Source organism: Gammaproteobacteria bacterium (assembly GCA_015709635.1).
GTDB lineage: Bacteria > Pseudomonadota > Gammaproteobacteria > Burkholderiales > Nitrosomonadaceae > Nitrosomonas.
The window spans coordinates 544,328-571,214 of sequence record CP054180.1 but is presented as its reverse complement, the minus strand read 5'-3'; the positions used below and the strand labels follow the sequence as shown (position 1 = coordinate 571,214).

The following is a 26,887-nucleotide window of genomic DNA, read 5'->3' as shown; positions in this document are numbered from 1 at the left end:
AAACCGGTGCATATTCAATTAATTTCAGTTTACTGTTAACGTGAAATAGTCATTTAACTTGAGCGAATCAACCGTGTATTGCAAAAGACAGGCTTAGAAATGCTTATCAGGCAATGCTCTTCGCGGGTAAGATTATTCTGTCACAAGCTTCTGCCCGGAAAAACAAGATGCACTGTCAAGCAGGTTCTTCAGTTGAAGATACGGCGGCTATTGGCCTTTCTGAGAAACCGCACCGCCGGAATAAGGAGCATGGGAAACTTGTTGAGCCTGTTATTTCCTTATTAAAGCTCTCATCAAGTAATCCCTGAGTTCGCCCATCGATGAAAGCTCTGCCGGCTCGACCTGACTGGCCGCTCCCACGCACCAGTCGGCATAAATCAAGCCAATCGCTTTGCCATTGAATATCAGCGGTAACAAAATAAACGCATCGGCATCCGGCAAAGCCTCTCTGAGCCACGTCGGTATGCTCGGAGACGGCATGCCCGAAACGACATCCTGAATAAATACATCCGCCTTATTGGCGAGCGACAAATGAAACACGTCGGCTGCATAAACCTCGGGAAAAACAAGCTCGGTCAGCACTTCCGGCATGCCGCTGCCGAACCCGACTTTGGCTTTCAACATACCGGTATCGCGAAAAAAAGTAACCGCGCGATTAAATCCCATGCTCGCATACAATGACTCAAGTAGCATGCTCAGTGCAATGTTAAAGTCTATTCCGCGCGCCAGTGCCATTCTGAGTTCACGAATACTGACAGCAAGCCGCTCACGCGCATCGTATGGTTTGCCGGGAGATTTTCCATCCTCACCTTTGCCGGGAAATTCAGGCAGCATGGATTGCGCCAAATCGATAGATTCCACGATATCCTCGGCGGAAATCAGCAGCGCTTCGCTATAATGCGACACATAGTGCTGCAAATCTTCTTCATTACCATGGCGAGACAACATCGATGCCGCACCACCGGCAAAATTGGCCATCACCTTCAGCCAGTCCGCCGAACCCGGTATGCTGATTTCTGCGGAAGTCGCCGAACTGGTCATGCAGTTGGTTATTTTCTTTGGCAGACGCCAGTCTTTGGCAATTTCCTGAGAAATCCCGTCAATCGTTGTACCGATGACTCGCAACGCGGCATTGCTCTCGCTCGTTGCGTTACTTTGGGCAATTTTCTGAATTGCCGACCATTCTTCAGGAAAATAAAATACCAGCATCAGGCGGCCCAGATGATGCAGCAAGGCACAAACGACCGCTTCTTCACCGTTGACCATATTCAATTTGGTCACGATATTGCGCACGATATTCCCGGCCAATATCGCTTTTGCCAGCTCCCGGCGCGCCTCCTCCGAGGCTGGTGCAGAAGCGGAAAGCGTGTCGATGAAACGGATGCTGAGGGTGATATGGGCGATTGTATCGATGCCGAGCACCGCGGCCGCTTGGGTGATGGTCGTAATTTCCCCGCCCATTCCGGAATACATGGCCGAATTGGCCAAACGGATCACTTTTTGCGTCAGGGTGAAATCATTCAGGATCACGCGGGCAATATCCGCAATATTTTTATTCTCATCGTGCATCAGCTCATCCAGGTGCTGCACGGATCTCGAAAAAGCGGGGAAATTGCCTTTCTCGCTCATGCGCTTCGTCAATAAGGCGAAAAATTGCTCCTTACTGTTATCAAGCACTAAGACCGGCACTGTCATGCCATGTATTTCTCTTTAAACGCTTCCGAATGCACCGGCCGGCCGGTCAGGTAGCCCTGTACCAAGTTACATCCTTCCTGCCTCAAGAAACCCAGCTGTGCATCGTTTTCCACGCCTTCGGCCACCACCAGAAGATTCAATCCTTCCGCCAAACTCAGAATGGTCCCCACGATCGCCATATCTTCCGCACTGTTCACCACATCATCCACGAAAGACTTGTCAATTTTCAGCACCGATAACGGGAATCGCTTCAGATAAGCCAACGATGAATAGCCAGTGCCGAAATCATCGATGGCGATTTTCACACCGGCCGCATGCAATTGCGTCAGAATCGCCCCGGAGCGCTGCGGATTTTCCATTAATACGCCTTCGGTGATTTCCAGCATCAGGTTGCCCGGCAACAGTCTGGATTCATCCAACGCTTTATGGATCATGTCCAGAAAATCCTCTTGCACAAATTGCCGCGGCGACACATTGACAGAGATGTAAAAATCTTTAAGACCGGCTTCCTGCCATTGTTTTGCCTGATAGCATGCGCTTCGTAACGCCCAGGCGCCGAGAATTTTGATCAAACCGCTATTTTCCGCCAATGGAATAAACTTCATCGGAGAAACAAAACCCCGCGTCGGATTCTGCCAGCGCATCAACGCTTCCGCGCCTCTCAATTGGCCGGTTTGGGTGCAAAAGATCGGCTGATAGTGCAGTGTGAATTCGCCGTTCTCGATCCCTTCGTACATCGCCGATTCGAGCGACAAGTCGCTTCTTTCGGAATCGTCCACCTGGTCGCTGTAAATCTTCCAATGATTCTTGCCTTGCGCTTTTGCTCTGTACATCGTCATCTCGGCGTTCCGGTACAAGCGAAGAGCATTGTCACCATGTTCCGGATATAAGGTAACACCCAGACTGGCACTGATATGCAGGGTATGTTGACCCACGCGGAAAGCGCGCTGCAGAGCGGCTAAAATTTTCCTGACGATCAATTCGATATTGTCCCGCCCGACCCCCATCATGATCATGGAAAACTCGTCATCACTGACACGCGCCACGGTATCGCTACGCCGTACGCACTTTTGCAGACGTTCCGCCACCGCTTTGATCAACTCATCACCGACATCATGTCCCAGCAAATCGTTAATTTTCCGGTAGCCATCCAGACTCAAGACAATCAACGACAGGGAATGCTTTCCCCGCTGCGCCGTTTGAATATTCATAGCGATACGGTCGTCGAGCAAAACCTTACCCGGCAAGCCGGTCAGACCATCGTGCGTGGAGAGATAAACCAGACGGTTCTCGTTATCCTTCCAGTGCGTGGCGTCGAATGCCACGACAAGATACCTATCCTCCGGCAGCGGGTACACGTAGCAATCGACCCAAACCGGCAGCACGCGCTGGCGTAAAAAGCGGCAAATGAAAGCTTGTTTGCTACCGCTTTGCTTCGCTTTCTCCTTGGCTTCGGCAAACAACATCATATCTTCAGGTTGAATAAATGATGCAATAGGCTCTTGCGGCAATTCTTTTGATAATTGCAAAAACGCCTGCGAAGGCTTGGATGCTTGCTGAATAATACCCTGCGCATTAATGCAAGCAGCAAAATCGCTGATACAGGAAAGTAAATCGAAAGAAGCAGACGAATTCACTGTAAAACAACCCCCACTGGCGATAATCCGATTGAATACAAAGTTTCTCAACAAGCGTTGGCACTCGCGAACAACGATGAAACTGACGCATAACCTTAACTTCTTAAGAAAAGCCGCAAATATACATGCAGTGAACTGCTTGTTACGGCTTAGCGGTGGCTTACTTGAGGTTTCGCGGCAAGCGCGCAGGGATTAACAAAGGCAAGAGCGGAACATACTGCAGGAAGCAACAGCTCACGCTTTATGGAGTATAAGAATTCCCTGCGTTCCAGTGACAAACGCCAAGAGAAACTACATCTGATCAATCGCGCGGATGAGAAAATCAGCAATCTCTTGTGATCAACTGATACTCGGATGGAATTAAAGCGCTTCAAACACACCGGCCGCACCCATGCCGCTGCCGATGCACATGGTCACCATGCCGTATTTCAGTTGATGACGGCGCAATCCATGCAACAAAGTCGCCACCCGGATGGAACCGGTTGCCCCCAGCGGATGACCCAACGCAATCGCGCCGCCCAACGGATTCACTTTGCTGCGATCCAATCCCAGATCGCGGATTACGGCCAGGCTCTGCGCCGCGAAGGCTTCGTTCAATTCGATCCAATCCAGATCATCCAGCTTGATACCGGTTTGCTTGAGCACTTTGGGAATCGCCTGAATCGGCCCGACGCCCATGATCTCGGGTGGCACACCGGCTACCGAGAAACCGATAAAGCGGCCGAGCGGCGACAGATTAAACCGTTTCAATGCGGCTTCACTCATCAGCACCACGGCGCCCGCGCCGTCGGACATCTGCGAACTGTTGCCGGCGGTTACCGATCCTTTGGCGGCAAATACCGGCCTCAATTTCGCCAGCGCATCGGCATTGGTGTCGGCGCGCGGCCCTTCGTCGGTATCCTTCACGGCAATTTCTTCATGCACGGTATGCGCAATCAAATCCGGGCGTTTCTCGTCAACGGTATAGGCTGCAATTTCATCCTTAAATTCACCCGTCGCGATTGCCTTTATCGCCCGCTGATGGCTGGTCAAAGCGAATTCATCCTGATCCTCGCGCGATACCTTCCATCGCTCCGCCACTTTCTCAGCAGTCATGCCCATGCCGTAAGCGATCGCGACATTTTCCTCATGTTGGAACATCGCCGGATTCATGGAAACCTTATTACCCATCATCGGCACCATGCTCATACTCTCGGTGCCGCCAGCGATCATCACATCGGCTTCACCGAGGCGGATGCGATCCGCCGCCAGCGCAACCGACTGCAAACCGGATGCGCAAAAACGATTCACCGTCATCCCGGCTACACTATTCGGCAAACCGGCCAGCAGCAGCGCCACGCGCGCCACATTGATGCCCTGCTCCGCTTCCGGCATGGCGCAGCCGACGATGACATCGTCGATCGCCGCCGGATCGAGACCTTCACACTGCTTCATCACGGCGTGCAACACATGCACCAGCATGTCGTCGGGACGCACATTCTTGAACATGCCGCGCGGCGCTTTACCGACCGGTGTACGTGCGGCGGCTACGATATAGGCTTCTTGCGTTTTCTTGGTCATAGGATTCTCCGTGAATCGTGAAATCAGTTTCTCAGCGGTTTGCCGGTTTTCAACGTATATTCAATGCGCGCCTGGGTTTTTTCCGTCGCCAGCAATTCCATGAAGGCGGCGCGTTCCAGCTCCAGGAACCAATCTTCGTCGACCAGACTGCCCGGTGTCAGATCGCCGCCGCACATGACATGCGCCACTTTATTCGCGATCAAATTGTCGTGCTCGGAAATGAAACCGCCTTCGCGCATGTTCACCAGTTGACTTTGGATCGTTGCAATGCCGGTATTGCCTGCCACCGGAATTTCCCGGGCTCGCAACGGCGGACGGTAACCGGTTTCGGCCAGTGCCAGCGCCTGCGCTTTAGCGACATGCAATAACTCAAAACGATGCATCACCACCGTATCGGCGCGGCGCAAATAACCGAGTTCTTTCGCTTGCTCGGCGCTTTTCGCCAGCTCCGCCATCGCCACGGTCTGAAAATAATATTTCAATTGCGGGAAAGGATCGCCATCCTTGGCGTTTTGCGCAGCCCGCATGGCAAATTCCTTACACCCGCCACCCGCCGGCAACAAGCCGACCCCGGTTTCCACCAAGCCGATATAGCTCTCCAGCGTCGCCACCGCACGGTCGCAGTGCATGACAAACTCGCATCCGCCCCCCAACGCCAGACCGTCCACGGCGGCAACGGTCGGAATCATCGAATAGCGCAGCATTTGCGACGTTTGTTGAAACTGCTTGATCATGCCTTCCACTTCGGCCAGTTTCTTGGCCATCAGCACATCGGCCAGATCCAGCTCACGCGCTACTTGCAGCACGGTTGCCTGGGTCGATTTACGTAATTTCTTCAGGAAGGACTGAAATGCGGTCGGCGGCTTCGGTGGCGCAGGCGGCTCCGCAGGCGCATTGCTTTGTTGCGCATCCACCTTGGGTTTTTCAGTGGCTTTCTGCAGATTGGCACCGGCGGAAAACGGCGGTTCTGTTTGCCAGATCACCAAGGCACGCCAGTTTTGCTCCGCTTCTTTGATCGCCTGTTGCACCCCTTCCAGCACATCGATGCCGATCGTATGCATTTTGCTCTTGAAACTGAGAATGGCGATTTTGTCGCCGGTATGCCATAGCCTCATTGCGTCCGTCTCAAAGATGGTTGCTCCATAAGTAGCCGATTCGCCGATCAAACGGTCAGGAAAAAGTTGGCGCTGATACACCGGCAATGTTGAGCGCACCTGCGGCTTCCCGGAAGCCGGAGCAAACGAGCCTTGCGCGGAATGCACGCCCGAGCCGCTTTCCGCAATGATCATGACCCATTGCGGCAGCGGTGCCTGGCTCATGCATTTACCTGCAGCGATATCCTCCTGAATCCAGCCGGCGATTTGTTTCCAGCCGGCCGCCTGCCAAATTTCAAACGGCCCCTGATTCCAGCCGAACCCCCAGCGCACTGCCAGATCGAGGTCGCGTGCATTATCGGCGATCGACTCCAATTGCACCGCGCAATAATGGAACAGATCGCGGAAGATCGCCCACAAAAACTGCGCTTGCGGTTCATGGCTGCTGCGCAGGGCGGCAAACTTCTCGGCCGGGCTGCTGTATTTCAGCAAGCGTTTCAAATCTTCATCGACTTCCGCGCCCGATAATCGATATTCGTTTGTCGTCCGATCCAACACATGGATTTCACCCTTGATTTTCTGATACACGCCGCGCTTGACTTTTTCCCCCAGCGCACCGGCTTCGATCAAGCCTTGCAGCCAATCCGGCACAGCGAAATGCGCATGCCACGGATCGTCCGGTAACGTATCGCGCATGGTATTGATGACGTGCGCCAGGGTATCCAGGCCCACGACATCGGCAGTGCGGAACGTAGCGCTCTTGGGACGCCCGATCAGCGCGCCGGTCAGCGCGTCGACCAGATCAAAGCCGAAATTAAATGCCCGGCCATGATGCATCGTCGCCAGCAGCGAAAACACACCGATGCGGTTGGCGATAAAATTCGGCGTATCCTTGGCGCGGATCACACCCTTGCCCAGATTCGTGACGAGAAATTCTTCCAGGTGATCGAGCATGATCGCGTCGCTGACTCGGCAAGGAATCAATTCGACCAAGTGCATATAGCGCGGCGGATTGAAGAAATGGATGCCGCAAAAACGGTGCCGCAGCTCTTCCGGAAATGCTTCGGCCAACTGATTGATCGATAACCCGGATGTGTTGCTGGCGAAAATCGTATGCTCGCCCAGATAAGGCGCCACTTTGACGTACAGATCGCGTTTCCAGTCCATGCGCTCGGCAATCGCTTCGATCACCAGATCGCAGTCTTTCAGCAACTCGAGATGCTGCTCGTAATTGGCCGGTTGTATACAGGTGGCTTTGGTTTTGACGGACAGCGGGGCGGGTTCTTGTTTTTTCAGCTTCTCCACCGCCTTGATCACATTGGCGTTCGGATTCTTGTCATCGCCCGGCAGTTCAAACAGCAAGGTTTCGATATTGGCATTCACCAAGTGCGCCGCGATCTGCGCTCCCATCACACCAGCCCCGAGTACCGCCGCCTTACGCACAAAAAAACGTTGTTCAGCCAATTTTGCCTCCTGCTTGATCCGGTTATTGATAAGCCCTGTTCACGCCGTCTATGGCGGAGAAGAGTACAAGCATGAGCGGCAAAGCGCAAGCTTGTTCGTTGACAGTGCTGCGACTATAGCGCAAAGCGCCGCGCACTGCCAGCGATCCGGAAGCAAGAATTTGAGTGAGACTTCAACACCAGACAGCCGCGAACCGTTCCGCGTCAAACCCCACGGTCGCCCGTTTGCCGCCGGTAATCAGCGGGCGCTTGATCAAACGGCCATTGCCCGCGAGCAGCGCCAATATTTCCTGGTCGGATAACGCCGGCAACCGTTCCTTGATTTTCAGTTCGCGGTATTGCACGCCACTGGTATTGAACAGCTTATTCAGCGGAACCCCGGCGCGCGCAACAATCACCGCCAACTCTTCCGCACCCGGCGGATTGAGCGTGATATCGATAAACTCATAGGCAATACCGGCCTGCTGTAAAAATTGCTCCGCCTTGCGGCACGTGCCGCACTGTTTATAGCCGTAGAATTTAAGCATGGCTTGTCAGTTCGCTGATCCCGGGCTTTTTTCACCGCCTTTTGGTCCCCAGAACACCACCCACGTAATGAAATCCGGCGAGAAATTCTCGAACCGGTGCTCGACATGCGCCGCAACAAAAAACACCATACCGGGCTCAAACGCATGCCGCTCACCTGCAATGATGATTTCTCCCCGGCCGGTATGAATGAAATACAACTCATCCTGATCATGCGGCGTTTGAATATCGGAACCTCTGGGCGCATACACTTCGACCGACATCGTGCCGTGTGCAAAAGCCAGCGTAAACGGCTCGCCCATCGGCCATTCCGGACTCGCCTTACCGGGTATGCGTTGCATGAGATCGGATAATGTTGCTTTCAGCATTTGTGATCACCTTTTTTGTTTTAACTACCTACCCTTGAACTTTATCAGGATTATCAACTTGTCCTGTACCTCCCATGACTCCATCAGACGTCGATTGTCTTTTTTGAGCATTTTGATCAAGCTGCGCAGCAAGGTTAATTTTATCATCCCAGATACGACCAAATACATAAAATCCTATTACACCGCTTGCCAACATAAATGTTGCACTGGCGATTGTCTTTAGCAGCTCACTGTCATGGTCTTTGTCGAAGGCTCCAATTAAGAGAAGAGCTATAACAATAAAGCCGCAAAAATTAAGAGTGTTGTTCACAATTTTCCGTCGCATTGACCAAGAATCCAGTCCACCTATATTTCGAGTCATACTCTCGTTATTATCTGAATCTGACATATTGCACCTCCCTTAAGCCGTGACAGAATTCCATAGGTTAACCTCTGCTTCTCTTCTTCTTTTCAAACCGGATAATTCCCTACCATTTGACTTGGTCCAGCGTAACAATTGAACCGGGACCTGATCTTGTTGATTCTGATTTAATAACTTAAGTAATGTAGAATCTTTCAGCGCCCCAATACCAACATTAAAAGCAAAGCTTACCAACACACAAAAACGTCTATCGCTAATTTCTATCGCAACTAGATTATCTACAGCAATTGAAAATTTCCTGACATCATCAGTCAGCAAGATCTCTGCTTCTTCTCTAGTAATTCCATTAGGGTATACCGCATAAGCAATTTGTTTATTTAGCGCTCCCTTAATTTGTTTACCATCAGAACCAATTACTACGTGCCCCCATCCTATTGTCCAATAACCTGCAGGGCACAAATAAGGATTTATGTTAACAGTCGAAGGATCCCCGTCTGGGATACCTTCAAAAGACTTGATTAGCTCTATAGCCTTGCTTAAATCTCTTTTCATAATTTTTTCTTCTCTTATTTGAATTGTTCAAATTAAAAAGAAATCCCGATCTCCAGAACTTTTGGGGGTGTCAATCACATACTAACGAATAAGCGTAATAGTTAAATAGATGAAAAGTTCAAACACATTACAAGCCACACGATTCCAGATAACGTGAGAAAACTAATCCTTATGATAACAAGCAACTTATCAAGAAAGAGAAAGAAGATCGACAAGATGTACTCGACCAGCTGATATAAGCTTTTGTTGACTCCCGATCCATTTAGATAGCAACACCCTATTAACACCCGCACCACTACTAGAGCTTTGTGAAACAAAAAGCCCGTCGGAATCACCTCCAATCATAACTATATGATCAATATCAAGTGGACGCCCTCTATCCCATGAATATTCTGAAAAATCAATCCCAAGCAAAACTCCTGGCTGAAAAAAATGCGACTGTAAATATTTACCTGAAATAATACAATTGGTTATAGTTCCACAATTTGTAATTTGCTTATCAGAATACGTATCTAGCTCATCAGCACTTGTATTAAGTTGGTAAGCACTTAAAATTTCCTTACTTAGTAGATAAATCCAACCAGAACAATCCACGAAACCATTTGTTTTTAATTCTTGCCATGTACGTGCTCTTGATCCAAGCTCGTAACGAATTGAGTCAAACTCATTTGTCCGGCTCGATATTATCTGAGCAGCTTTAATTCTATCGGTAGTTGAAATAGTGGGCAATGAATTGAAATGTTGAATCAACCACTTCCTTCTAACATAACCTTCTACGCCAGCACTAATTCCTGAGACAGCTTTACCAAGAACCCATTCACTATTAGCCTTAGAATCAGACACATCAAGCAAATCTCCCGCTCTTAACTCAGATAGAACCTTACCTTCTGGCATTGCTCTGATATTTAGTGCATTGGCAATACATTCTAATAGCATATTTTCCTCCGACATAAATAAAACAGAATTATCTATATGATGAATAAGTCAATTCTATCAATTGCAAAAAACTACACAAACCTTATCCTTGCTAAGCAATTTTGTGTTTGCCACATTATCAGTATGATCACGAACACAATATTCCCAATTTATTATGTATAAGCGCTTTTCGCCTGCTTCTTACCTTGGCAAGGGGCTACCTCAAAAACACTTATAATGGCCTTTACTAATACCCTTACTTGCCATCTGTTTTCTTGTCAGAATCAGTCTTCTCTCCAGTTTCATTTTTAGGCTGTTCAGTTTTGGGTGTCGTAATTTTTTCCCCCGTAAACGCACGCTGTGAATCAATACTAAATAGTTCCCCTTTTCTATGATTCAGTTCTTTCTCAATCTTTTTCTTTTTCTCCTCTGAGATATCTGGATTATTCAATTGAGCCTCCAGTACTTCAATTTCATTCTCAACAACCTGTTTTCTCAGTTTGGTGTACTCTATAAACAGAGGGCTGGCCACTTCAGTTTTTGACAGGCCAGCTTCATCCATCAGTGATTTTAAGCCATCGTAGAATGAGCACAGATTATGGTATTCCACCGCATCACTGCGTACTTTTGCATAACCGGTATTTGAACCGTCTTTGTTTTCATCAAGGTATGCAAGTCCTGGCGATTTGAGAAATTTGCTACGATTAGCATCGATCTTTACCAAAATCGCATGAAAAACAAAATTGCGGTAAATTTCCTTGTCCATCAATGCCTGACTTCCGGTTAAGAATCCAGCTGAACCTGCGAGAAAGTGAGCAGCGCCTGCACCGGTCATGGTTCCTGCTATCCCGGCACCTAGCGCCAATGTGCCTAGAATTGTATTCGAGACAGTTCTATCGCCATAAATATGGGATTTATGAAGTTCACAGATCTCATTAGATTTGCTGATTAGATAATTTAAGCAATTACGTGCGCCACCGTCTGTATTGCTGAACTCCCCCCCCGTTTTATAGGAACACATTTTTTGATATAAATCATCTTGTTGAGCAGTGCTAGTGCTATCTTGTTGCGCAGTTTTAGTGTCCTTTTCACTGCCATTATAAAAATCGTTAATCGCTAATGCTTGATGTTCACACGGATCTTTAACGAAGAATCCTCCTCCTCCCCCTCCTTTTTCTCCTTCCTTAGGATTAGGAATAAAAATTTCTCTAATTAATCCTTTTGTGGGCATCACGTAGTCTTTGCAATCAGCAGTGCGAAAAAGTGGATTCACTTTGGCATGTTGTGATGCTGGAACAAGAATTTGCTTATCAAACACAGCGCACCCGTACAACAAAAATACGCAAATCAATGCTAATAAAATGCGAAAAAAACCAATTTTCATGAACAATCCCCCTTGTTTTTCTTATCCAATTTAATTGTCATAACCGATGAATCCTCTCCCCCAACAATATTACAATTCATCGTTATATCTCTTCCCAAACTCTGCCAACAAACATCAACAAGAATTTTTCTCTTATTTCACTTCAATAGAAATTTTGTTTATACAACGAAATAAACTTGGCAAAAATAACCCAATTGAGTCATTTTGAATTCCTATCGATTAATGATGACCGCACAGATTTCACTCGATGCGCGACAGCAATTCGCTTCGTGTCGAGACTCCTAATTTACTGTAGATGCTTTTAATGTGATTCCGCACGGTGTGATAACTGAGATGAATCTCTTCGGCGATTTCCCGGGCAGCTCTTCCTTGGCATATCAGCACCGTTATTTCCATCTCACGATGGGTTAACCGGGTCTTATCGAGTTGATTGAAGACTTTTCCAAATTTGTGAGTAACGCGGGAGGGATGCAATAAATAGGTACCGTGGCAAGAATCTTCATCCGCATGAATCAGGGTCAGTTTGATTTCATAAAGACGCTTACCCAATTGCGATAGAAAGCTGTACCCATTGATTTTATTACTTTGAAGAAAATTGATGAGCGCAAGCATGGAAGAGAGGAATGCCTGCTTTTCTTGCGCAAAAAGCCGGTCAAATTCACAGCTTTGGAAAATGACCTGACCGTCGCTGCGAAATACGATTATCGGGTCGGTATAACTAGACCAGAAGTTTTTTGTCAGCCGGGAATTAAACGTTTCCTGCCGGAACAATATGAGCTTCAGCGTTTGCAGCAAAATAGGCTTCAGTATTTTCAGCAGTTCAATATCCCTATGGCTGAATATCTGTTGCTGATTACTCAAACGGCAAAAATAAAACTGAAATGCCAATTGATGGTGATCGTCAAAAACTTTAACCACGGTGCAGTTACGATGTGATTGCTGCCAAGTTAAATCAAAAGACCGATAGTAACCGCCATTTTCTTTGAAACAATGCACATCGTTCACTGCACTGATCGGCAATGGTTCAACTGCATGATTATCCAATAAACCCGGCGCAACCAGTTCCTGCAAAGCAATATTTAATAACTGCCTCCAGCCATGCTGACAACATGTTGACTGATTAATACTGCCAAGCAATTGCAACGTATCTTGCTCTCCCATGAGCCGCCCATAAAACGCACCATTGCACTTCAACAATGGCAGCAACGCCGTTTTAATCGCTTGGTCAAACTCACTCCACGTTTGGCAATTATTCAACCATTTAATCGTTGCTAATGTTTGCTGGTGATCGCTGTTTGTAAATTCGCCCGGAACATTTTCCTTATCCATGTCTTCGCCTTTATTTTCTTTTTATTTTTTGTAAGAAACTTTAACGAGAAGAACTAAAATTGCACTGATGAAGAGCAAATATTGCTGACATAGTTGTGATTCCTGAATAATAGGAAACAAACTGCATCATTGCTTCATTTGCACCTCACCAGATATCGCTCAAGAAACTGCTAAGCTGCTATTTACAAACAGCATACTGGAACAAAGGTCAGAGTATTGTGGGTATTATCACAACGATAGCGATAAAGATAAGGAATGCCGGAAAGGATGGTATGTCACGATCGTCATTTGCGCTTTTGAAATGATCAATCCGGCATCGTCAGCCGACGCTCCAGCCAGTGTTCTATTTTCTGCAGCAATTCCGTACGCAGCGGCTCTTGCAAGAACACATGCTGGTGATACGGCAGACCGGGTAGTTTCAGAACCTCGTTAGCGGGATTATGTTTCAGCGTCACACGGGCAAAATCTTCGTCGCCCCAGGCGGGCGTGATCGGATCCCGTTCGGAATAAACCAGGTAATACGGTATCGAGAAATCCGCCATCTGGCGGCGGAAGCGCACGACTTCTTCTTCAATGCCTTTCACGTAGCGCAACAGGCTGCGGCGCACGATCCAGCCATCGGCGCGCAGGCGGGCTTTTTCTTCTTCGCTATCGGTCAGATAATCCGTCACCCAGGCGGGAGAGACTGGTGTGAACAAGCTGCGCAACCCCGGCCAGGACAATACCTCGAACAAACCATCCAACACGGGCACGGTCACCAGCGAGAACAATTGATTAAACAGCATCAAAGGCAGCGATTCATCCTGCGGATGCAGAAAATGCGTTTCCGCGTGGAAAGACAGTTTGATCAGCGGATTCGCCAGCCAGCCGCGCCAGCCCGGCGGTTCGCTGACGGCAAATGCCGGAGCGAGAAAAACCGCACCCCGTAGCCGTTTGCGAAGGTCGGATTCGTTTTGATGGTCGAGCAAATACGATGCGGTCACCAGCCCGCCCAGACTGTGCGCCACGATGAACACCGGCCGTTGCGATTGATCTTGCGCATCGCACTGCGCCATGAAGGCTTGCAGCGCCCGGCCCAACGTCTGCCGCAATGGTTCCAGATCGTACAAAGCCGCTTGCGCCAGATACGCATTGCTGACATCGGCCCGGCCGGCTCCCTCCGCGAGCGCCTGATCCGCACGGCGCAGCACCGGATTGGAAAGGCCATGCGCATAATGATCGAATCCAGCCACGAAAAAACGCCGCGAAAAATAACGCGCCACCTCGCTGTACCGTCCGATATGTTCGTTCATACCGTGCACCAGCAACACACAAGCGGATGCTTGGCTGAATTCCGCCGGCGACAAGGAACGCAGAATCAGCGGTTCTTCACCGCCCGACTCAATCACCATTTCTTCTCCCCAGCGGGGATAGGGAACCGTGACAAACGATTGATGAATGCAGCCAGTCAGCAATACCAACAGTAGAATCAGAACCGGAAAAACGGTTACCCGGTGGCGGCCCAGCATTGCCATTCCTCGTGCATCTCCACTCAGGAAGCTCTGAAAAAGATAGCAGGCGGAAGCCGTTTCAATGAAGTCAGCCGGGAATCTCAGCCTCGACGAGCTTCGCCAGCAATGTGAGCGATTCCTGCCAGCCAAGGTAGCAAGCTTCGGCCGGAATCACCGCCGGTACGCCTTCTTGCACAATGTTCAGCTCAGTCCCGCAGGAAACCGGTTTTAACGAAATCGTGACCTGCATTTCCCCCGGCAGGTTCGGATCATCGAATCGGTCCGTATGCCGGATGCGTTCAAACGGCATCAGTTCCAGATATTCACCGCCGAACGAATGACTGTGGCCGGTGCCGAGATTGGTAAAAGACATCTTAAAGCGACCACCGACTTTCGCATCGAAATGGTGAATTTTGCCGATGAAACCATTCGGCGGCAGCCACTTAACCATCGCATCGGCATCCAGAAAAGCCCGGTAAATTCTTTCGGGCGGCGCGCGCAGCACGCGATGTAAGCGGATAGTATTCGTAGACATGGTTATTCTCCTTTCGATACCACGTTATTCAACAACCTGTTAATAGGCAAACAACTCCTGCAATCGCTGGCACAATTCCATCTGCGTCTCTTCGTCAATAACCCCGAGTTTGCTGACCAAGCGGGTTTTATCGACAGCGCGGATCTGATCCAGCAAAATCAATCCCTGTTTTTCCTTGAAACTGCAAGCAACCCGGCAGGGAAATTCAAAGCCTCGGGTTGTCATCGGTGCCATCAGTACGGTAGATAAAGCAGAAAGCTCGTCTGGAGAAATAACAACACAAGGTCTTGTTTTATTGATTTCAGAGCCCTGTGTCGGATCAAGCTGCACCAGCCAAACTTGGAACCGCGAAACCTTCGGCATTACCAAGTCCAGTCATCTTCAGTCGTTAAAGGTGCATTCAGCCATTCCTGATCCAGCGATTCCGCACCGCGAGTTTCCAATGTATTTTTAATAGATTCCCGCCATCCATCCCGTGCCGATTTCTTAGGAGAAATCAACAAACCGCCCTCCACGACTTGCAACTGCAAATCCTTACCTTCCAAGTCAGCCTGTTCAATGAGTGGCTTGGGAATACGGATACCTTGGGAATTGCCGATTTTGATGAGATGGGTCATGAGAAGTGTGAATGAGTTACGATACCGGCAAACTATAATGTAATTACTTTGGACGCACAAGCAATCCCATAACTTATTTTTCCCCAGTGGCTTGCGGCCAGCTATAGATTCCGCAGAACGGATGCCCAAAGGGCAATCCGTCAAATCAAAACCATCGGCAAAACACATCCCAAGCGATCATTACTTTCATTCAGCGGAATCATTCTGACGGAACGCCCATGGCTTCTGTCTTACTTGAGTTACGCAGGTTCGCTGCTCCAAGGAATGCTGGCATTGTTTGCGGTTGAAGATGGAAAATGTACTTGACGACACCAGCGCGGAGTGCGCGCTTCACTGTGGCTTCAAAGTCAGTTATGCCAGGGACAGGTGCGATTCGGGCGACAACCTCCCGCCAATTCAAGGGCTCGCTTCCAGAAGAATACCAGTTAAGCAATCCCACCAACGCCATGTGAGCAAACTTGTTCTCGTCATCTTGAACCAAGAAGCGCCAATGAACATGTGAAGAGGTATGTTCTTGTTCTTCCTTAAGGTTATTTACGAAGAACAGCGCCTGTACATCTGGCGAAAGATCACGACGTTTCTTTCCATCGCCATCCACGTGCAGTGCATCCTCGATAACCATGTGCCACTCTTCATGAACTTCAGAATCGTGGCGAACAGAGGAAATGAGTTTTTCTTTCCGCATGCGAAGGTGTATGCCTGTGCCTCTGGGTAAAGTGTACGAGAAATCGCCTGCAAGAACGCCGAGAAGACTTTCTGACATCGCTTTTCCAAAGTCGATGTTGTAGTTCGTTTTTGCAAGTTCCATCTGATTGATATCAAACAGTGCCCAAAACCCGTGGAACTTCCAAGCGATGAGCATCGGCAATCCCAGGAGTTTGGCATAGGACTTCAGTTTGTTGTAGTAGTCTGTCTTGAAGGAGAGCTTTTTTTCTGTGGATGTCTTTACCTCCACCAACACTGGAATCAATCGCCCCTCTCTCTGAAATACCGCCAAAAGATCTGGTACTTGAAAAACTCCCTCCGACGACGATGGAGACTGAGTCTGATCCAGCTTGTGAACCAAGGTACAATAACCGAGCCACGAGCAGACGACAGCAAATTCATCCTCGCGTGGTAAACCGATGTTCAATCGGTGCAGTCGCTGAACAAGGTGCTCTGGATTACACTTCCAGCCTAGTTGAGAGAGTGCTTCATGAAGAAGATGTGGCAGGTCTGGCGGCGTTTCGGTTGACATGTCTTTTGCTGCGCGACCTACTAACTACAAATTGCTCAGCATCACTCTAATTCTTACTAACCCTTCCCCTCCGGCGGATGCTCACTAATATAAGTAATAATGTCTCCCACCGTGCGGAGATTCTTGACTTCCTCGCCGTCGAACGTGACGCCGAAGGCGTCTTCCGCGTCGAACAGCAGTTGCACGGTGTCCATCGAGTCAAGTCCGAGTTCGTCGAATTTGGAGGCGGCGGTGATGGTGGAGGCGTCGGCGTTTTCAACTTTTGATGCGATAAATTCGATGACTTTCGCTTCGAGTTCTGCTGTATCCATGTCTGTTGGCACCTTGTGTTATAGAGTTGTAAAAACGATGCTGGCGTTGTTGCCGCCGAAACCGAATGCGTTGCACAGCGCGGTCTGCACTTTTTTCTGCGCCGCGGTGTTGGGTGTGTAATCCAGATCGCACTCGGGATCGGCTTCAGCGAGGTTGATCGTGGGATGGATGGTGCCGGTTTGCAGCGTCATGATCGCGGCGATGCTGCCGATCGCGGCGGAAGCGCCGATGCTGTGGCCGATCATCGACTTGGTGGCGCTGACCGGTATTTCCGGTGCGCGCTCGCCGAACAGTTGCTTGATCGCTTTGGTTTCGATGACATCGCCGAGCGGTGTCGAGGTGGCATGGGCGTTGATGTAATCCACCTGAGCAGTCGTCATACCGGCGTCTTCGATCGCAACTTGCATCGCAGCAACTTGACCATCGATATCGGGTGCGACGATGTGCGTCGCATCGCAGGCGCAGCCGTATCCAGCCAGCCGGGCATAAATTTTCGCACCGCGTTTTTGCGCGGCGTCTTCCCGTTCCAGAACCAGGATGCCCGCGCCCTCGCCCATGACAAAACCGTCGCGGCCTTTGGCGAAGGGCCGCGAAGCGTGCGCCGGGTCGTTATTAAAACCGGTGGACAAGGCAAACAAAGCTTCAAAGCCTGCCATCGTCAGCGGCAGCACGCAGGCTTCCGCGCCACCGGTCACCACAGCGTCAGCTTTGCCGCTGCGCAGCAGATCGAGCGCCATACCAATCGCATTGGCACCCGACGAGCACGCCGTGCTGCAGGTCAGGTTGGCGCCTTTCAGGCCGTATTTGGTCGCTATCCAGGCGGCAGCGGAATTGGCCATGATGCGCGGAACGGTAAAAGGCGGCACGGATTTGCTTTGAAACCTGCGTGCTGCGGAAGATTCGAAGGTCGAGAAACCGCCCATGCCCGACCCCAAGCTGACCGCCAGCCGTCGCGGTTCGTAGCATTCCAGACTGCCGGCATCGGCCATCGCCTGATTCGCTGCGTGCAGCGCCAGTTGCGTGAAGCGGTCGGTTTGTTCGATTTGCTTGGCGGATAAAAAAGCCGCCGGATCAAAACCGCTGACTTCACCGGCAATACGCGAGCGCAGTTTGGCGGGATCAAAGCTCTGAATGTTTACGATTCCATTTACACCGGCTACTGCATTTTTCCAGAATGGGTCAATGCCCGTGCCGATCGGTGAGACAACCCCCATTCCGGTGACAACGATACGCATATAAGAGAGCTCGAATAGAGAGTATTAAGGCAGGATACGATTAAAAATCAACGCATGTTTTTCTGCGCTGAATATACTGAATGCGGGATGGGCTGTCAAACACGCTGTTCATGGAAAAATATCATGATCTTCGTTCCTGCGGTATTATCTAAAATCAGGCATCCGCATTGTTTAACTCGCTGGTTCGATGGAGACAATCACTATGGCTAGCACAACGCACACAATTCTCTTAAAGCGAGTAGTTTCTGTTTTAATGGGAATTCTCATCGTTGCATGCACGACGGACAACAATCTCAAAGCAAACCCATCTGATAAGAAAGAAAATAACCAAACAACCGCAACGGAATCTGCCAATCAAGGGGGAACGATGAAATTTTCTATCAAACCGCCGGAAGGCTGGCTCTGGTCGCACGACATTGCACCGGACTATATTGACGACGTGCTCATGCCGGGCTGGCATTTGACGCGCCTATCCGTATATGGCGACGGCAAAAACCGGCGTTTCGCCGCCATTGTTTATCGCCAAACCGGAGTCGCAGGGCATTATCTGCGCGATATCACCGCGGCGGAACTCGATAGCAAAATTGCCGCCATGGCAGCCCGCCCGATATCGATCACTGCTGATGTAACGGATGGCCAGCCGCGTTTCTCGCTGGCTTTGCAACCAGGAATGGAACCTCAAACCAAAGTATTGACTGGATTGGATGAAGCGGGGCTCAATCAGTTAACTAATGACCGGCAGCGGGTTGCCGACTTAGCCGTTTACGTCGATGGCGGTATCCGCAAATACGCGGCGATTGTCGAAGAACGCCCCGGCCCGTCGCTGATCTTTACCCGAGTCACGGCAAAAAAGCTGGATGCGCAATTGCGCAAACACAATGTCACACCGGTGCGCATCCGCAGTTTCTCCGAAGACGGCACGCGTTATTTCACCGCAGTCGCCGAACATCTCGATACCGCAAAGTGGGCTTGGTACGACGAGATCGATGGCGATACCGTCGCTAGCAAGCTCGAATCGAACAACGCCTATCCTTTCGATCTGGAAGCGTATCGCACCGGACAAGGCGTGCGTTATACGGTGATCATTTACCGCGACAAGAACTAAGGAAGCGCTAGTGCGCGTTCACACGCATACCGCGCTCCGGTCAATACTTGTAAACACTCGAACCATCTGCCAGCAGACCGCTCGGCTGCGGACAATAAATCGCACAGCCCGCAAGCGTCTTGAAAGCAAATTCCGGCCGCTGCTGCCAAGTCAAAAAGAATTTCCGCTTACCCTCCTGCGGCACCGGTTTGCCACTAGGATCTGAAAATCGCTGCACGATAGTGCGGTAATACGCCTCGCGCTGCCAGTAATTGACATGAATACCGTCCCAACCGAACCACCCGGGCTTCTGCTCGTGCAGTATAAACTTGCAGCGTGCCGCCATCTCCGCCAATCCGGCATGCACCGCCCAAGCGCAGCTGATCGTTTCATGCCAGGATAACCGGCACGACGGATAAAACAAACTGCGGAAAAAAGTGTAGCGCCGCTCGGACAAGCTCTCAATCGATGCCATCGGCAAACCGGTCACGACGATCTGCGCGGACAGCCGCTGCAATTGTTCGACACACCACTCCACCGACTGCAAAATCTGCTCAGGCTGCAAGCCGTACAAAATATCGTTGCCGATATCGGCCAGCAAAGCATAAGCCGGGCGTGGCTCCAACTCAGCCAACCGCCGCCACAATCCGCAGTCCGCAATCCCCGGCAACCCGCGCCACACCGCTTCACTGAAAATCCCGTACGCCCGCCCATGCCCCACCGCCGCAAAAACCTCACTCGGCACGCCGAGCCGCTGCTGCATCAGATCGATGACCAGACGCAGCGATAACGTCAGATTGCTGGCACCGAGCAGGATGATGCGGTTCTGGGGTGTTTCGTGATCGCTAGTCAAAGTGCTGACCGGCATACTATTCGCCCACTTTCATATCAAGCAGCAATTCCTGACACCAATCAGGCATACCCTCATGCCGGAAAGTGATGCGGCCGTTGCGGATCACGGCCAGTTGCTGAAACGGGTTATCCGTACGGGAGTTGTCGAGGATATACACTTGATCGCAGAGCGGTAGCGTCTTTTTGATCAGTTTGAGTGTTCTGGGAATCCGGCTAATGACTTTGTCATCCGGTACATGATGGCCGCCTTCGCTGACGCGTTGCGCGATACGCGCTTGGTTGAGCGCTGGGTCGCACAGGTGAATGAATACCAGAACGATTTCATAACCGAGTGCTTTGGCTTGTGCAACGAAGTCGATTTTCGACGAGTGCGAGAATACCGTTTCAAAACAGAAGCTGCGACCCTGCCGCAGCAGTTGCAGGCGCATATGTTCCGCCAGTTTGGCGGCGCGATAGCTGTGCGCCTCGGGCGCTTGCGGATACAGCAGTTTGGCGATGATATCCGCATTCACAAACGATAAGCCGCTGGGCGCGAGCCGGGTGCGGTAAAAGGTGCTTTTGCCCGCGCCGTTGCCCCCGGCCAGCAACCAAAGCTGTTTTTTCTTGCTCAAAGCTGCGATGCATCGATTGCGATGAACTCACCGCCCTGAAACTTCCCCGTTTGAATGCGGCCATCCGGTTGAATTTGTTCCAGGTAGCCGGGATGGGTATCTGATGCCTGATAGCGGATCGCACTGCCGGTCACCGATTGTGGCAGCATGCCGCTGGCGCGATCGTCTTCCAACGACTGAAATATGCCAGCAGGGTCAACCGGCTCGCTGCTAACCGGCTCGACGGTAATTTTCGCCAATCCCGCCGAGATCGCCAGCAAGTCGTCCGGGTTCAACATGTGATCGACATTGCGCCCCATTTCCGCCCAATATTCGATTTGCTCGGCCGTGCTGCGGTGAAACCGCTCCGCGGTCAACGCTGCGGCTTGCATTAATTCATCTTGCAAGCGAATTGGGGAAGCTGCTTTTGCCATGATAGATTCCATTAAAAATTAAAAATAGATTGTAGCAGATTGCTACAGTTTTCTATATTAACGTAAGTAACCGGCAAAATTTAACACCGATCCCTGCAATGTTAAACTTGCACACATGTTGTTTATTCCTGCCATACATTCCCGTAGTTTCCGCATACGCGAGTTAATTTGTTGTCTCATCGTTCTGGTCGGTTACATTACAGGCGCAATACAGGCCTGGGCGCAAAACCCCGCAACCACACAATCCGTGATTCTCAATCCGATCAACATCACCGCCACGCGCAGCGAGCGTTCACCGGCGGATATTCCGAATAGCATTACGCAGATCACGCGTTACCCGCAGCAGAATTTTCAACCCGGTGCGACCTTGGATGAATTTGCGCGCGGCACGCCAGGGGTGTTTTTTCAGAATCAGTTCAATTTCACGCAGGATTTGCGCATCGCAATCCGCGGTTTCGGCGCACGGTCGCCGTTTGGCGTGCGCGGCATCCAGATGCGCGTCGACGGTATTCCGCAAACGTTGCCGGACGGGCAGACGCAACTCGATTCGATCGATCCGTCGCTGATCGAACGCATGGATATTCTGCGCGGGCCTTCGGCGTCGCTGTACGGCAATGCCTCCGGCGGCATGATCGACATCACCACGCGCGAGGCGCCGCCGGAAAAATTCGTCGTAATGCCGCGCCAAGTGTTCGGGCAATACGGCTACCTGAAATCGGAATTATTCATGGGCGGGCGGCAAGGGAATTTTGGTTACAGCATCTTCGGTTCACACTTGCAGCAGGATGGCTGGCGCGATCAGAGCGCGATGCAGAACACGCTGTTTCAAACCAAGCTGAATTTCAAGACCAGCGAGGATTCCGATTTGATGCTGGTGGTGCGTGAGTTTTATTCGCCGTTGTCGAAAGATCCCGGCGCGCTGACCAGCGTGGAAGTGCGCGACAATCCGCGGCAAGCTGCGGCGCGCAACGTGCAGTTCAATGCCGGTGAGGAAATCCGTCAGGAGGAATTGGGTGTGCGTTTCCGCAACCGCTTCTCCGCCGGCAAGGAATTGACGGCGACAACCTATTTGCTGCACCGCGATTTTCAAAACCGGCAGCAGTTTTTCGACGGTGGACAGGTGCAATTCGACCGCTGGGTGGGTGGATTGATGATGCAATTCGTCAACGATCATATGCTGTTTAACCGGCCCAATCGCTTTCTGGTCGGTGTCGATTACGGCATCCAAAACGACGATCGGCAGCGTTTCGACAACAATTTCGGCGGGCGCGGCACGTTGAATTTGAGTCAGATCGAACGCGTGCAAAGCACCGGGCCGTTTTTCCGCAACGAGTGGCGCGTGGCGGACAAGCTCGATCTGGTGTTCGGCGGGCGCTGGGATTGGTTGCGTTATGAAGTCAAGGATCAATTCAAAAGCGACGGCAATCAATCGGGTGCGCGCACGGTGTCGCAAGCCAGCGGTACCGCCGGATTGGTGTATCACCTCACCGGCCAGCAGCAGATTTACGCGCATGTCGCGTCCGTTTTCGAAGCTCCGACCACTACCGAGCTGATCAACAACCCCGCCGGCAAGGGTGGTTTCAATCCCAACTTGAACGCGCAAACGTCGCTCAGCAACGAACTCGGCTGGCGCGGCAATGCTGCCGGATTTCAATTCGACACTGCGGTATTTTTTATCCGCACCTGGAACGAGATCACGCCGTTCGAGCTGGCCTCGTCGCCCGGCCGGGCGTTTTTCCGCAACGCCGGGCAGTCGCGCCGCATCGGTGTCGAAACACGCTTGGCAACGCCGGAATGGAAAGGTCTGCGCGGCGAAGTCAGCTACACGTTCTCGGATTTTGCATTCGAGAAGTACGTGGTCAACGATGCCAATTTGAAAGGCAACACATTCCCCGGTATTCCCCGGCACCGCTGGGAAGGTTTGCTGCGTTACGCGCATCCGTTCGGCTTTTTCGGCCAGATTCACGTGCAGCGCGTCGGCGAGTTTTTTGTCAACGACACCAATACCGCGGTCAACCACGCGTACAACCTCGGCCAACTGCTGCTCGGCTGGGAAAAGAAATACAACGGCATCGACGGCTCGGTGTTTTTCGGCGTCAACAACCTATTCGATGCGCACTATAACGCCAACACGCGCATCAATGCGGCACTGGGGCGTTATTACGAACCCGGTCCACCGCTCAATGTGTTCGGCGGGTTGCGGGTTCGCATCGTGGTGTTTTGACCAGGCCTGTATTGAGCCCCTCCGGCAGGAATGGTACAGTGGAGCGCATTAACTCATGCATCATGACACATCCACACTATGAAACTACTGCTTAAAAAAATCCTGCTCGCAATCGCTCTCTGTCTTACTGTTTCGCTCAGCGCGCAAGCGCAGCGCCTCCAAACCGAATTCGATGTGCGTCTGGTCGCCGAAGGATTGCAGTTCCCCTGGGGCATGGCGTTCATGCCGGACGGCAATGTGCTGGTCACGGAGAAGGTTGGCCGGTTGCGCATCATCACGCCGGACGGCAAGGTATCGGAGCCGGTGAAGGGTGTTCCGGCTGTTTTTTTCCAGCAACAAGGCGGTTTGCTGGATGTCGCGCTGGATCCTGACTTTGCCAAGAACCGGCTGATTTATCTGTCGTACGCTGAACCGGAAGGATCACGGGCGGGAACAGCGGTCGCCCGGGCCGAATTGAAGGACGGCAGCCTGGAAAATCTGCAGGTGATTTTTCGCCAGATGCCGAAAACACTCGGTTCGGTGCATTTCGGTTCCCGCTTGGCATTTGCGCCCGACGGCAATCTGTTCATCACCTTGGGCGATCGCGGCAATTACATGGAAGAGGCGCAGAATCTGAGTAATCACCTCGGCAAGCTCATCCGCATCAAGCCCGATGGCTCGGTGCCCGGCGACAACCCGTTCATTAATAATCCGCAAGCCAAACCGGAAATCTGGTCGTACGGCCATCGCAGTACGCAGGGTGCGGCGATCCATCCGCAAACCGGCGCACTGTGGATTCACGAGCATGGCCCGAAAGGCGGCGATGAAATCAATATTCCGCAAGCCGGTAAAAATTACGGCTGGCCCAAGGCCAACTACGGTACGCACTACGATGGCACGCCGATAAAACACGAGCATGCCGGACAAGGCTTTGAAGAACCGATTCACTATTGGGTGCCGTCGATTGCACCGTCCGGCATGGTGTTTTATACCGGCAAATTGTTTCCGGCATGGCGCGGCAGCCTGTTTGTCGGTGCTTTGGCCGGCCGGCAGTTGGTCCGCCTGACCGTCGGTGATAACAAGATTCTCAGCGAAGAACGGCTGCTGACCAACACGCTGCGATTCCGCGACGTGGAACAAGGCCCGGATGGCGCGTTGTATCTATTGACGGATGAAGACAATGGCAAATTGCTGAAACTGTCACCAAAATGAAACATTCATGCGGTATAAACCGGACTTCGGCAAACCCGTGCATTTTCCGCACGGGCGCATCGGAACGGCAATAAACTGACAAGAAAAAATAAAAATCACCTGAATAACTGTCATTGATGGATACCCCTGATCTTAAAAACCCGACGCTGTACATCAACCGCGAATTGAGTCTGCTCGAATTCAACCGGCGCGTCATCGAGCAAGCCAAGGATGAAAGCCTGCCGCTGCTGGAACGATTGCGTTTCTTGTGCATCGCCAGCAACAATCTGGATGAGTTCTTTGAAATTCGCGTCGCCGGTTTAAAGCACCAAGTCAAATACCGTTCGACGCAAACCGGCCCGGACAATCTGTCACCGGCGGAAGTATTGGCGCGCGTCAGCGAGACCGCGCACCAGTTTGTACACGAACAATACAGCGTCTGGAACGATCTAATCATACCCGCGCTGACCAAAGACAGAATCCGCCTGCTGCGCCGCTCGCACTGGAAACCGCTACCCAGCCGCTGGATTCACCGCTACTTCAAAGACGAAGTATTGCCGGTGCTGAGTCCGATCGGTCTCGACCCGGCGCACCCCTTTCCTCGGGTGCTCAACAAGAACCTGTATTTCATCATTTCGCTGGAAGGCAAGGATGCCTTCGGGCGCGATTCCGGGCTGGCCATCGTGCAAGCGCCGCGCTCATTGCCGCGCGTCATTCAGATTCCGGCGAAATACAGCGAAGGCAATCACGATTTTGTCATGCTCTCTTCGATCATTCATGCGCATGTCGGCGATTTGTTCCCGGGTATGAATGTGACCGGTTGCTATCAATTCAAAGTGACGCGCGACAGCGATTTGCTGATCGACGACGAAGCCATCGACGATTTGCTGCGCGCGCTCGAAGGCGAATTGCCGTCGCGCCGATTCAGCGACGCGGTGCGTTTGGAAGTCGCGGATAATTGCCCGGACGAACTGAGCCGTTTTCTGTTGCAAAAATTCGAACTGCAGCAGAACGATCTGTACCAAGTGGCCGGGCCCGTCAATCTCGGACGTCTGCTGGCGATTTGCGACTTGGTCGACCGGCCGGAACTGAAATTCATCGGTTTTACCCCCGACATTCCGAAACGTTTGCTGAAAAACAGCAATATTTTTGACGCGCTGCATAACGGCGACATCCTGCTGCATCACCCGTTTCAATCGTTCGCTCCGGTCATCGATCTTCTGCGCCAGGCAGCCGCCGATCCCAACGTGCTGTCGATCAAACAGACGCTTTACCGCACCGGAACCGATTCGGCCGTGGTCGAAGCGCTCAAGGTGGCGGCGCGCGCCGGTAAGGAAGTCACGGTCGTAATCGAACTGCGCGCACGCTTCGATGAAGAAGCCAATATCGAACTGGCCAGCGAATTGCAGCAAGCCGGCGCGCATGTAGTGTACGGCGTGGTCAATTACAAGACGCACGCCAAAATGATTCTGGTGGTGCGGAGAGAAGGCCGCGCCTTGCGCCGCTATGTGCATTTGGGCACCGGGAATTATCACGCGCGCACCGCACGACTGTACACCGACTACGGTCTGCTGACCTGCGACAAGGCGATCGGCGAAGATGTCAACAAATTGTTTCACCAACTGACCGGCTTAGGCCGTGCGGGCAAGCTGAAAAAACTGTTGCAGTCGCCTTTCACGCTGCATAAAGGCATCCTGAACTATATCGACAAGGAAATCAGCGCTGCGGCGGCGGGGAAAAAAGCCTGGATCATCGCCAAAATGAATGCCTTGGTCGATCCGGAAATCATTGCGGCGCTGTACAAGGCATCGCAAGCGGGTGTCAAAATCGATCTGATCATCCGCGGTATCTGCTGCCTGCGCCCCGGTATCAAGGGCGTTTCCGACAATATCACGGTGCGCTCCATCGTCGGCCGCTTTCTCGAACATACCCGCGTGTATTATTTTCACAATGGCGGCGGAGAAGGTGAAGAATTGGTTTTTTGTTCCAGCGCCGACTGGATGACGCGCAATTTGCATTACCGCGTCGAAGTGTGTTTTCCGATCGAAGAGAAACGCACCAGCGACAATGTCATCGATCTGGGGTTGCTGAGTTACTTGTCCGACAACACGCAAGCATGGGTATTGCATAGTGATGGTTCGTACAAGCGCTTAAAGCCCGGATCCGCCAAAGCACGTTCGGCGCAGCAACTGCTGCTGGAACATTATTGCGGTCCGGCTTAAAC

25 protein-coding genes are annotated in these 26,887 nt (G+C 51.4%); 4 read left to right on the top strand and 21 right to left on the bottom strand.

What is annotated here, in order from left to right:
* Window positions 1-270: 270 nt before the first annotated feature.
* The 18 genes from HRU78_02590 to fabF form a co-directional block, all read right to left on the bottom strand.
* Window positions 271-1,695 carry an HDOD domain-containing protein gene (locus HRU78_02590; protein QOJ22670.1) on the bottom strand — a complete coding sequence of 475 codons (1,425 nt, stop codon included), beginning with the start codon at window positions 1,693-1,695 and terminating at the stop codon, window positions 271-273.
* The gene (locus HRU78_02585; protein QOJ22669.1) at window positions 1,692-3,332 is read right to left on the bottom strand and encodes a GGDEF domain-containing protein; all 1,641 of its coding nucleotides are present in this window, start codon (window positions 3,330-3,332) and stop codon (window positions 1,692-1,694) included. Before HRU78_02585 ends, HRU78_02590 begins: the two co-directional genes overlap by 4 nt.
* A 360-nt stretch (window positions 3,333-3,692) precedes the next feature.
* Window positions 3,693-4,892 (bottom strand): acetyl-CoA C-acyltransferase, encoded by a 1,200-nt coding sequence (locus tag HRU78_02580; GenBank protein ID QOJ22668.1) that lies wholly within the window; start codon window positions 4,890-4,892, stop codon window positions 3,693-3,695.
* Between the two features lie 23 nt (window positions 4,893-4,915).
* Window positions 4,916-7,450, bottom strand: coding sequence for a 3-hydroxyacyl-CoA dehydrogenase/enoyl-CoA hydratase family protein (locus HRU78_02575; GenBank protein QOJ22667.1), 2,535 nt, complete (start codon window positions 7,448-7,450; stop codon window positions 4,916-4,918).
* A 172-nt stretch (window positions 7,451-7,622) separates the two neighbouring features.
* Window positions 7,623-7,976 (bottom strand): arsenate reductase family protein, encoded by a 354-nt coding sequence (locus HRU78_02570; protein QOJ22666.1) that lies wholly within the window; start codon window positions 7,974-7,976, stop codon window positions 7,623-7,625.
* A gap of 6 nt (window positions 7,977-7,982) precedes the next feature.
* Window positions 7,983-8,342, bottom strand: a complete 360-nt coding sequence (locus HRU78_02565) for a cupin domain-containing protein (GenBank protein QOJ22665.1) — start codon at window positions 8,340-8,342, stop codon at window positions 7,983-7,985.
* A 28-nt stretch (window positions 8,343-8,370) separates the two neighbouring features.
* Window positions 8,371-8,730 carry a hypothetical protein gene (locus HRU78_02560; protein ID QOJ22664.1) on the bottom strand — a complete coding sequence of 120 codons (360 nt, stop codon included), beginning with the start codon at window positions 8,728-8,730 and terminating at the stop codon, window positions 8,371-8,373.
* Window positions 8,731-8,742: 12 nt separating this feature from the next.
* Complete coding sequence (locus HRU78_02555; GenBank protein ID QOJ22663.1) at window positions 8,743-9,255, bottom strand: lysozyme; 513 nt, start codon at window positions 9,253-9,255, stop codon at window positions 8,743-8,745.
* Between the two features lie 189 nt (window positions 9,256-9,444).
* Window positions 9,445-10,206 carry a hypothetical protein gene (locus HRU78_02550; GenBank protein QOJ22662.1) on the bottom strand — a complete coding sequence of 254 codons (762 nt, stop codon included), beginning with the start codon at window positions 10,204-10,206 and terminating at the stop codon, window positions 9,445-9,447.
* A gap of 220 nt (window positions 10,207-10,426) precedes the next feature.
* On the bottom strand, window positions 10,427-11,554 hold the full coding sequence (locus HRU78_02545) for a hypothetical protein (GenBank protein QOJ22661.1): 1,128 nt from the start codon (window positions 11,552-11,554) through the stop codon (window positions 10,427-10,429).
* Between the two features lie 240 nt (window positions 11,555-11,794).
* Window positions 11,795-12,883, bottom strand: coding sequence for a helix-turn-helix transcriptional regulator (locus HRU78_02540; GenBank protein ID QOJ22660.1), 1,089 nt, complete (start codon window positions 12,881-12,883; stop codon window positions 11,795-11,797).
* Window positions 12,884-13,188: 305 nt separating this feature from the next.
* Window positions 13,189-14,397, bottom strand: coding sequence for an alpha/beta fold hydrolase (locus tag HRU78_02535; GenBank protein QOJ22659.1), 1,209 nt, complete (start codon window positions 14,395-14,397; stop codon window positions 13,189-13,191).
* A gap of 64 nt (window positions 14,398-14,461) precedes the next feature.
* Complete coding sequence (locus HRU78_02530; protein ID QOJ22658.1) at window positions 14,462-14,908, bottom strand: SRPBCC family protein; 447 nt, start codon at window positions 14,906-14,908, stop codon at window positions 14,462-14,464.
* A 39-nt stretch (window positions 14,909-14,947) separates the two neighbouring features.
* The gene (locus tag HRU78_02525; GenBank protein QOJ22657.1) at window positions 14,948-15,271 is read right to left on the bottom strand and encodes a type II toxin-antitoxin system PemK/MazF family toxin; all 324 of its coding nucleotides are present in this window, start codon (window positions 15,269-15,271) and stop codon (window positions 14,948-14,950) included.
* On the bottom strand, window positions 15,271-15,525 hold the full coding sequence (locus tag HRU78_02520; protein ID QOJ22656.1) for an AbrB/MazE/SpoVT family DNA-binding domain-containing protein: 255 nt from the start codon (window positions 15,523-15,525) through the stop codon (window positions 15,271-15,273). The genes HRU78_02525 and HRU78_02520 overlap by 1 nt, the downstream gene beginning before the upstream one ends.
* A gap of 199 nt (window positions 15,526-15,724) precedes the next feature.
* On the bottom strand, window positions 15,725-16,762 hold the full coding sequence (locus tag HRU78_02515; protein QOJ22655.1) for a restriction endonuclease: 1,038 nt from the start codon (window positions 16,760-16,762) through the stop codon (window positions 15,725-15,727).
* A 56-nt stretch (window positions 16,763-16,818) separates the two neighbouring features.
* The gene (locus tag HRU78_02510; protein QOJ22654.1) at window positions 16,819-17,073 is read right to left on the bottom strand and encodes an acyl carrier protein; all 255 of its coding nucleotides are present in this window, start codon (window positions 17,071-17,073) and stop codon (window positions 16,819-16,821) included.
* Window positions 17,074-17,091: 18 nt separating this feature from the next.
* Window positions 17,092-18,309: a beta-ketoacyl-ACP synthase II gene (gene fabF, locus HRU78_02505; protein QOJ22653.1), complete on the bottom strand. Its 1,218-nt coding sequence runs from the start codon at window positions 18,307-18,309 to the stop codon at window positions 17,092-17,094.
* A gap of 367 nt (window positions 18,310-18,676) precedes the next feature.
* Here fabF and HRU78_02500 point away from each other — a divergent pair, with 367 nt between their 5' ends.
* Window positions 18,677-19,414, top strand: coding sequence for a hypothetical protein (locus HRU78_02500; protein QOJ22652.1), 738 nt, complete (start codon window positions 18,677-18,679; stop codon window positions 19,412-19,414).
* A 40-nt stretch (window positions 19,415-19,454) separates the two neighbouring features.
* On the opposite strand, the gene HRU78_02495 is transcribed toward HRU78_02500, so the two are convergent.
* The 3 genes from HRU78_02495 to HRU78_02485 are packed head-to-tail and all read right to left on the bottom strand — an operon-like array spanning window position 19,455 to window position 21,269.
* Window positions 19,455-20,246 (bottom strand): hypothetical protein, encoded by a 792-nt coding sequence (locus HRU78_02495; GenBank protein ID QOJ24884.1) that lies wholly within the window; start codon window positions 20,244-20,246, stop codon window positions 19,455-19,457.
* 16 nt (window positions 20,247-20,262) lie between these two features.
* Window positions 20,263-20,856, bottom strand: a complete 594-nt coding sequence (locus tag HRU78_02490; GenBank protein QOJ22651.1) for an AAA family ATPase — start codon at window positions 20,854-20,856, stop codon at window positions 20,263-20,265.
* Window positions 20,853-21,269: a hypothetical protein gene (locus HRU78_02485; GenBank protein ID QOJ22650.1), complete on the bottom strand. Its 417-nt coding sequence runs from the start codon at window positions 21,267-21,269 to the stop codon at window positions 20,853-20,855. The genes HRU78_02490 and HRU78_02485 overlap by 4 nt, the downstream gene beginning before the upstream one ends.
* 115 nt (window positions 21,270-21,384) lie before the next feature.
* Between HRU78_02485 and HRU78_02480 the strand changes: the two genes are divergently transcribed.
* From HRU78_02480 to ppk1, 3 genes are all read left to right on the top strand, one after another.
* The gene (locus HRU78_02480) at window positions 21,385-23,493 is read left to right on the top strand and encodes a TonB-dependent receptor (GenBank protein QOJ22649.1); all 2,109 of its coding nucleotides are present in this window, start codon (window positions 21,385-21,387) and stop codon (window positions 23,491-23,493) included.
* Window positions 23,494-23,571: 78 nt separating this feature from the next.
* Window positions 23,572-24,684 (top strand): PQQ-dependent sugar dehydrogenase, encoded by a 1,113-nt coding sequence (locus HRU78_02475; protein ID QOJ22648.1) that lies wholly within the window; start codon window positions 23,572-23,574, stop codon window positions 24,682-24,684.
* 116 nt (window positions 24,685-24,800) lie between these two features.
* Complete coding sequence (gene ppk1, locus HRU78_02470) at window positions 24,801-26,885, top strand: polyphosphate kinase 1 (protein QOJ22647.1); 2,085 nt, start codon at window positions 24,801-24,803, stop codon at window positions 26,883-26,885.
* Window positions 26,886-26,887 lie beyond the last annotated feature (2 nt).

What these genes read in the sequence shown, in the direction of transcription:
- HRU78_02590 (QOJ22670.1), bottom strand. Translation starts at nt 1,695, where the DNA reads ATGACAGTGCCGGTCTTAGTGCTTGATAACAGTAAGGAGCAATTTTTC.
- HRU78_02580 (QOJ22668.1), bottom strand. Translation starts at nt 4,892, where the DNA reads ATGACCAAGAAAACGCAAGAAGCCTATATCGTAGCCGCCGCACGTACA.
- HRU78_02570 (QOJ22666.1), bottom strand. Translation starts at nt 7,976, where the DNA reads ATGCTTAAATTCTACGGCTATAAACAGTGCGGCACGTGCCGCAAGGCG.
- HRU78_02565 (QOJ22665.1), bottom strand. Translation starts at nt 8,342, where the DNA reads ATGCTGAAAGCAACATTATCCGATCTCATGCAACGCATACCCGGTAAG.
- HRU78_02560 (QOJ22664.1), bottom strand. Translation starts at nt 8,730, where the DNA reads ATGTCAGATTCAGATAATAACGAGAGTATGACTCGAAATATAGGTGGA.
- HRU78_02555 (QOJ22663.1), bottom strand. Translation starts at nt 9,255, where the DNA reads ATGAAAAGAGATTTAAGCAAGGCTATAGAGCTAATCAAGTCTTTTGAA.
- HRU78_02550 (QOJ22662.1), bottom strand. Translation starts at nt 10,206, where the DNA reads ATGTCGGAGGAAAATATGCTATTAGAATGTATTGCCAATGCACTAAAT.
- HRU78_02545 (QOJ22661.1), bottom strand. Translation starts at nt 11,554, where the DNA reads ATGAAAATTGGTTTTTTTCGCATTTTATTAGCATTGATTTGCGTATTT.
- HRU78_02540 (QOJ22660.1), bottom strand. Translation starts at nt 12,883, where the DNA reads ATGGATAAGGAAAATGTTCCGGGCGAATTTACAAACAGCGATCACCAG.
- HRU78_02535 (QOJ22659.1), bottom strand. Translation starts at nt 14,397, where the DNA reads ATGGCAATGCTGGGCCGCCACCGGGTAACCGTTTTTCCGGTTCTGATT.
- HRU78_02530 (QOJ22658.1), bottom strand. Translation starts at nt 14,908, where the DNA reads ATGTCTACGAATACTATCCGCTTACATCGCGTGCTGCGCGCGCCGCCC.
- HRU78_02525 (QOJ22657.1), bottom strand. Translation starts at nt 15,271, where the DNA reads ATGCCGAAGGTTTCGCGGTTCCAAGTTTGGCTGGTGCAGCTTGATCCG.
- HRU78_02520 (QOJ22656.1), bottom strand. Translation starts at nt 15,525, where the DNA reads ATGACCCATCTCATCAAAATCGGCAATTCCCAAGGTATCCGTATTCCC.
- HRU78_02515 (QOJ22655.1), bottom strand. Translation starts at nt 16,762, where the DNA reads ATGTCAACCGAAACGCCGCCAGACCTGCCACATCTTCTTCATGAAGCA.
- HRU78_02510 (QOJ22654.1), bottom strand. Translation starts at nt 17,073, where the DNA reads ATGGATACAGCAGAACTCGAAGCGAAAGTCATCGAATTTATCGCATCA.
- fabF (QOJ22653.1), bottom strand. Translation starts at nt 18,309, where the DNA reads ATGCGTATCGTTGTCACCGGAATGGGGGTTGTCTCACCGATCGGCACG.
- HRU78_02500 (QOJ22652.1), top strand. Translation starts at nt 18,677, where the DNA reads ATGAAATTTTCTATCAAACCGCCGGAAGGCTGGCTCTGGTCGCACGAC.
- HRU78_02485 (QOJ22650.1), bottom strand. Translation starts at nt 21,269, where the DNA reads ATGGCAAAAGCAGCTTCCCCAATTCGCTTGCAAGATGAATTAATGCAA.
- HRU78_02480 (QOJ22649.1), top strand. Translation starts at nt 21,385, where the DNA reads ATGTTGTTTATTCCTGCCATACATTCCCGTAGTTTCCGCATACGCGAG.
- HRU78_02475 (QOJ22648.1), top strand. Translation starts at nt 23,572, where the DNA reads ATGAAACTACTGCTTAAAAAAATCCTGCTCGCAATCGCTCTCTGTCTT.
- ppk1 (QOJ22647.1), top strand. Translation starts at nt 24,801, where the DNA reads ATGGATACCCCTGATCTTAAAAACCCGACGCTGTACATCAACCGCGAA.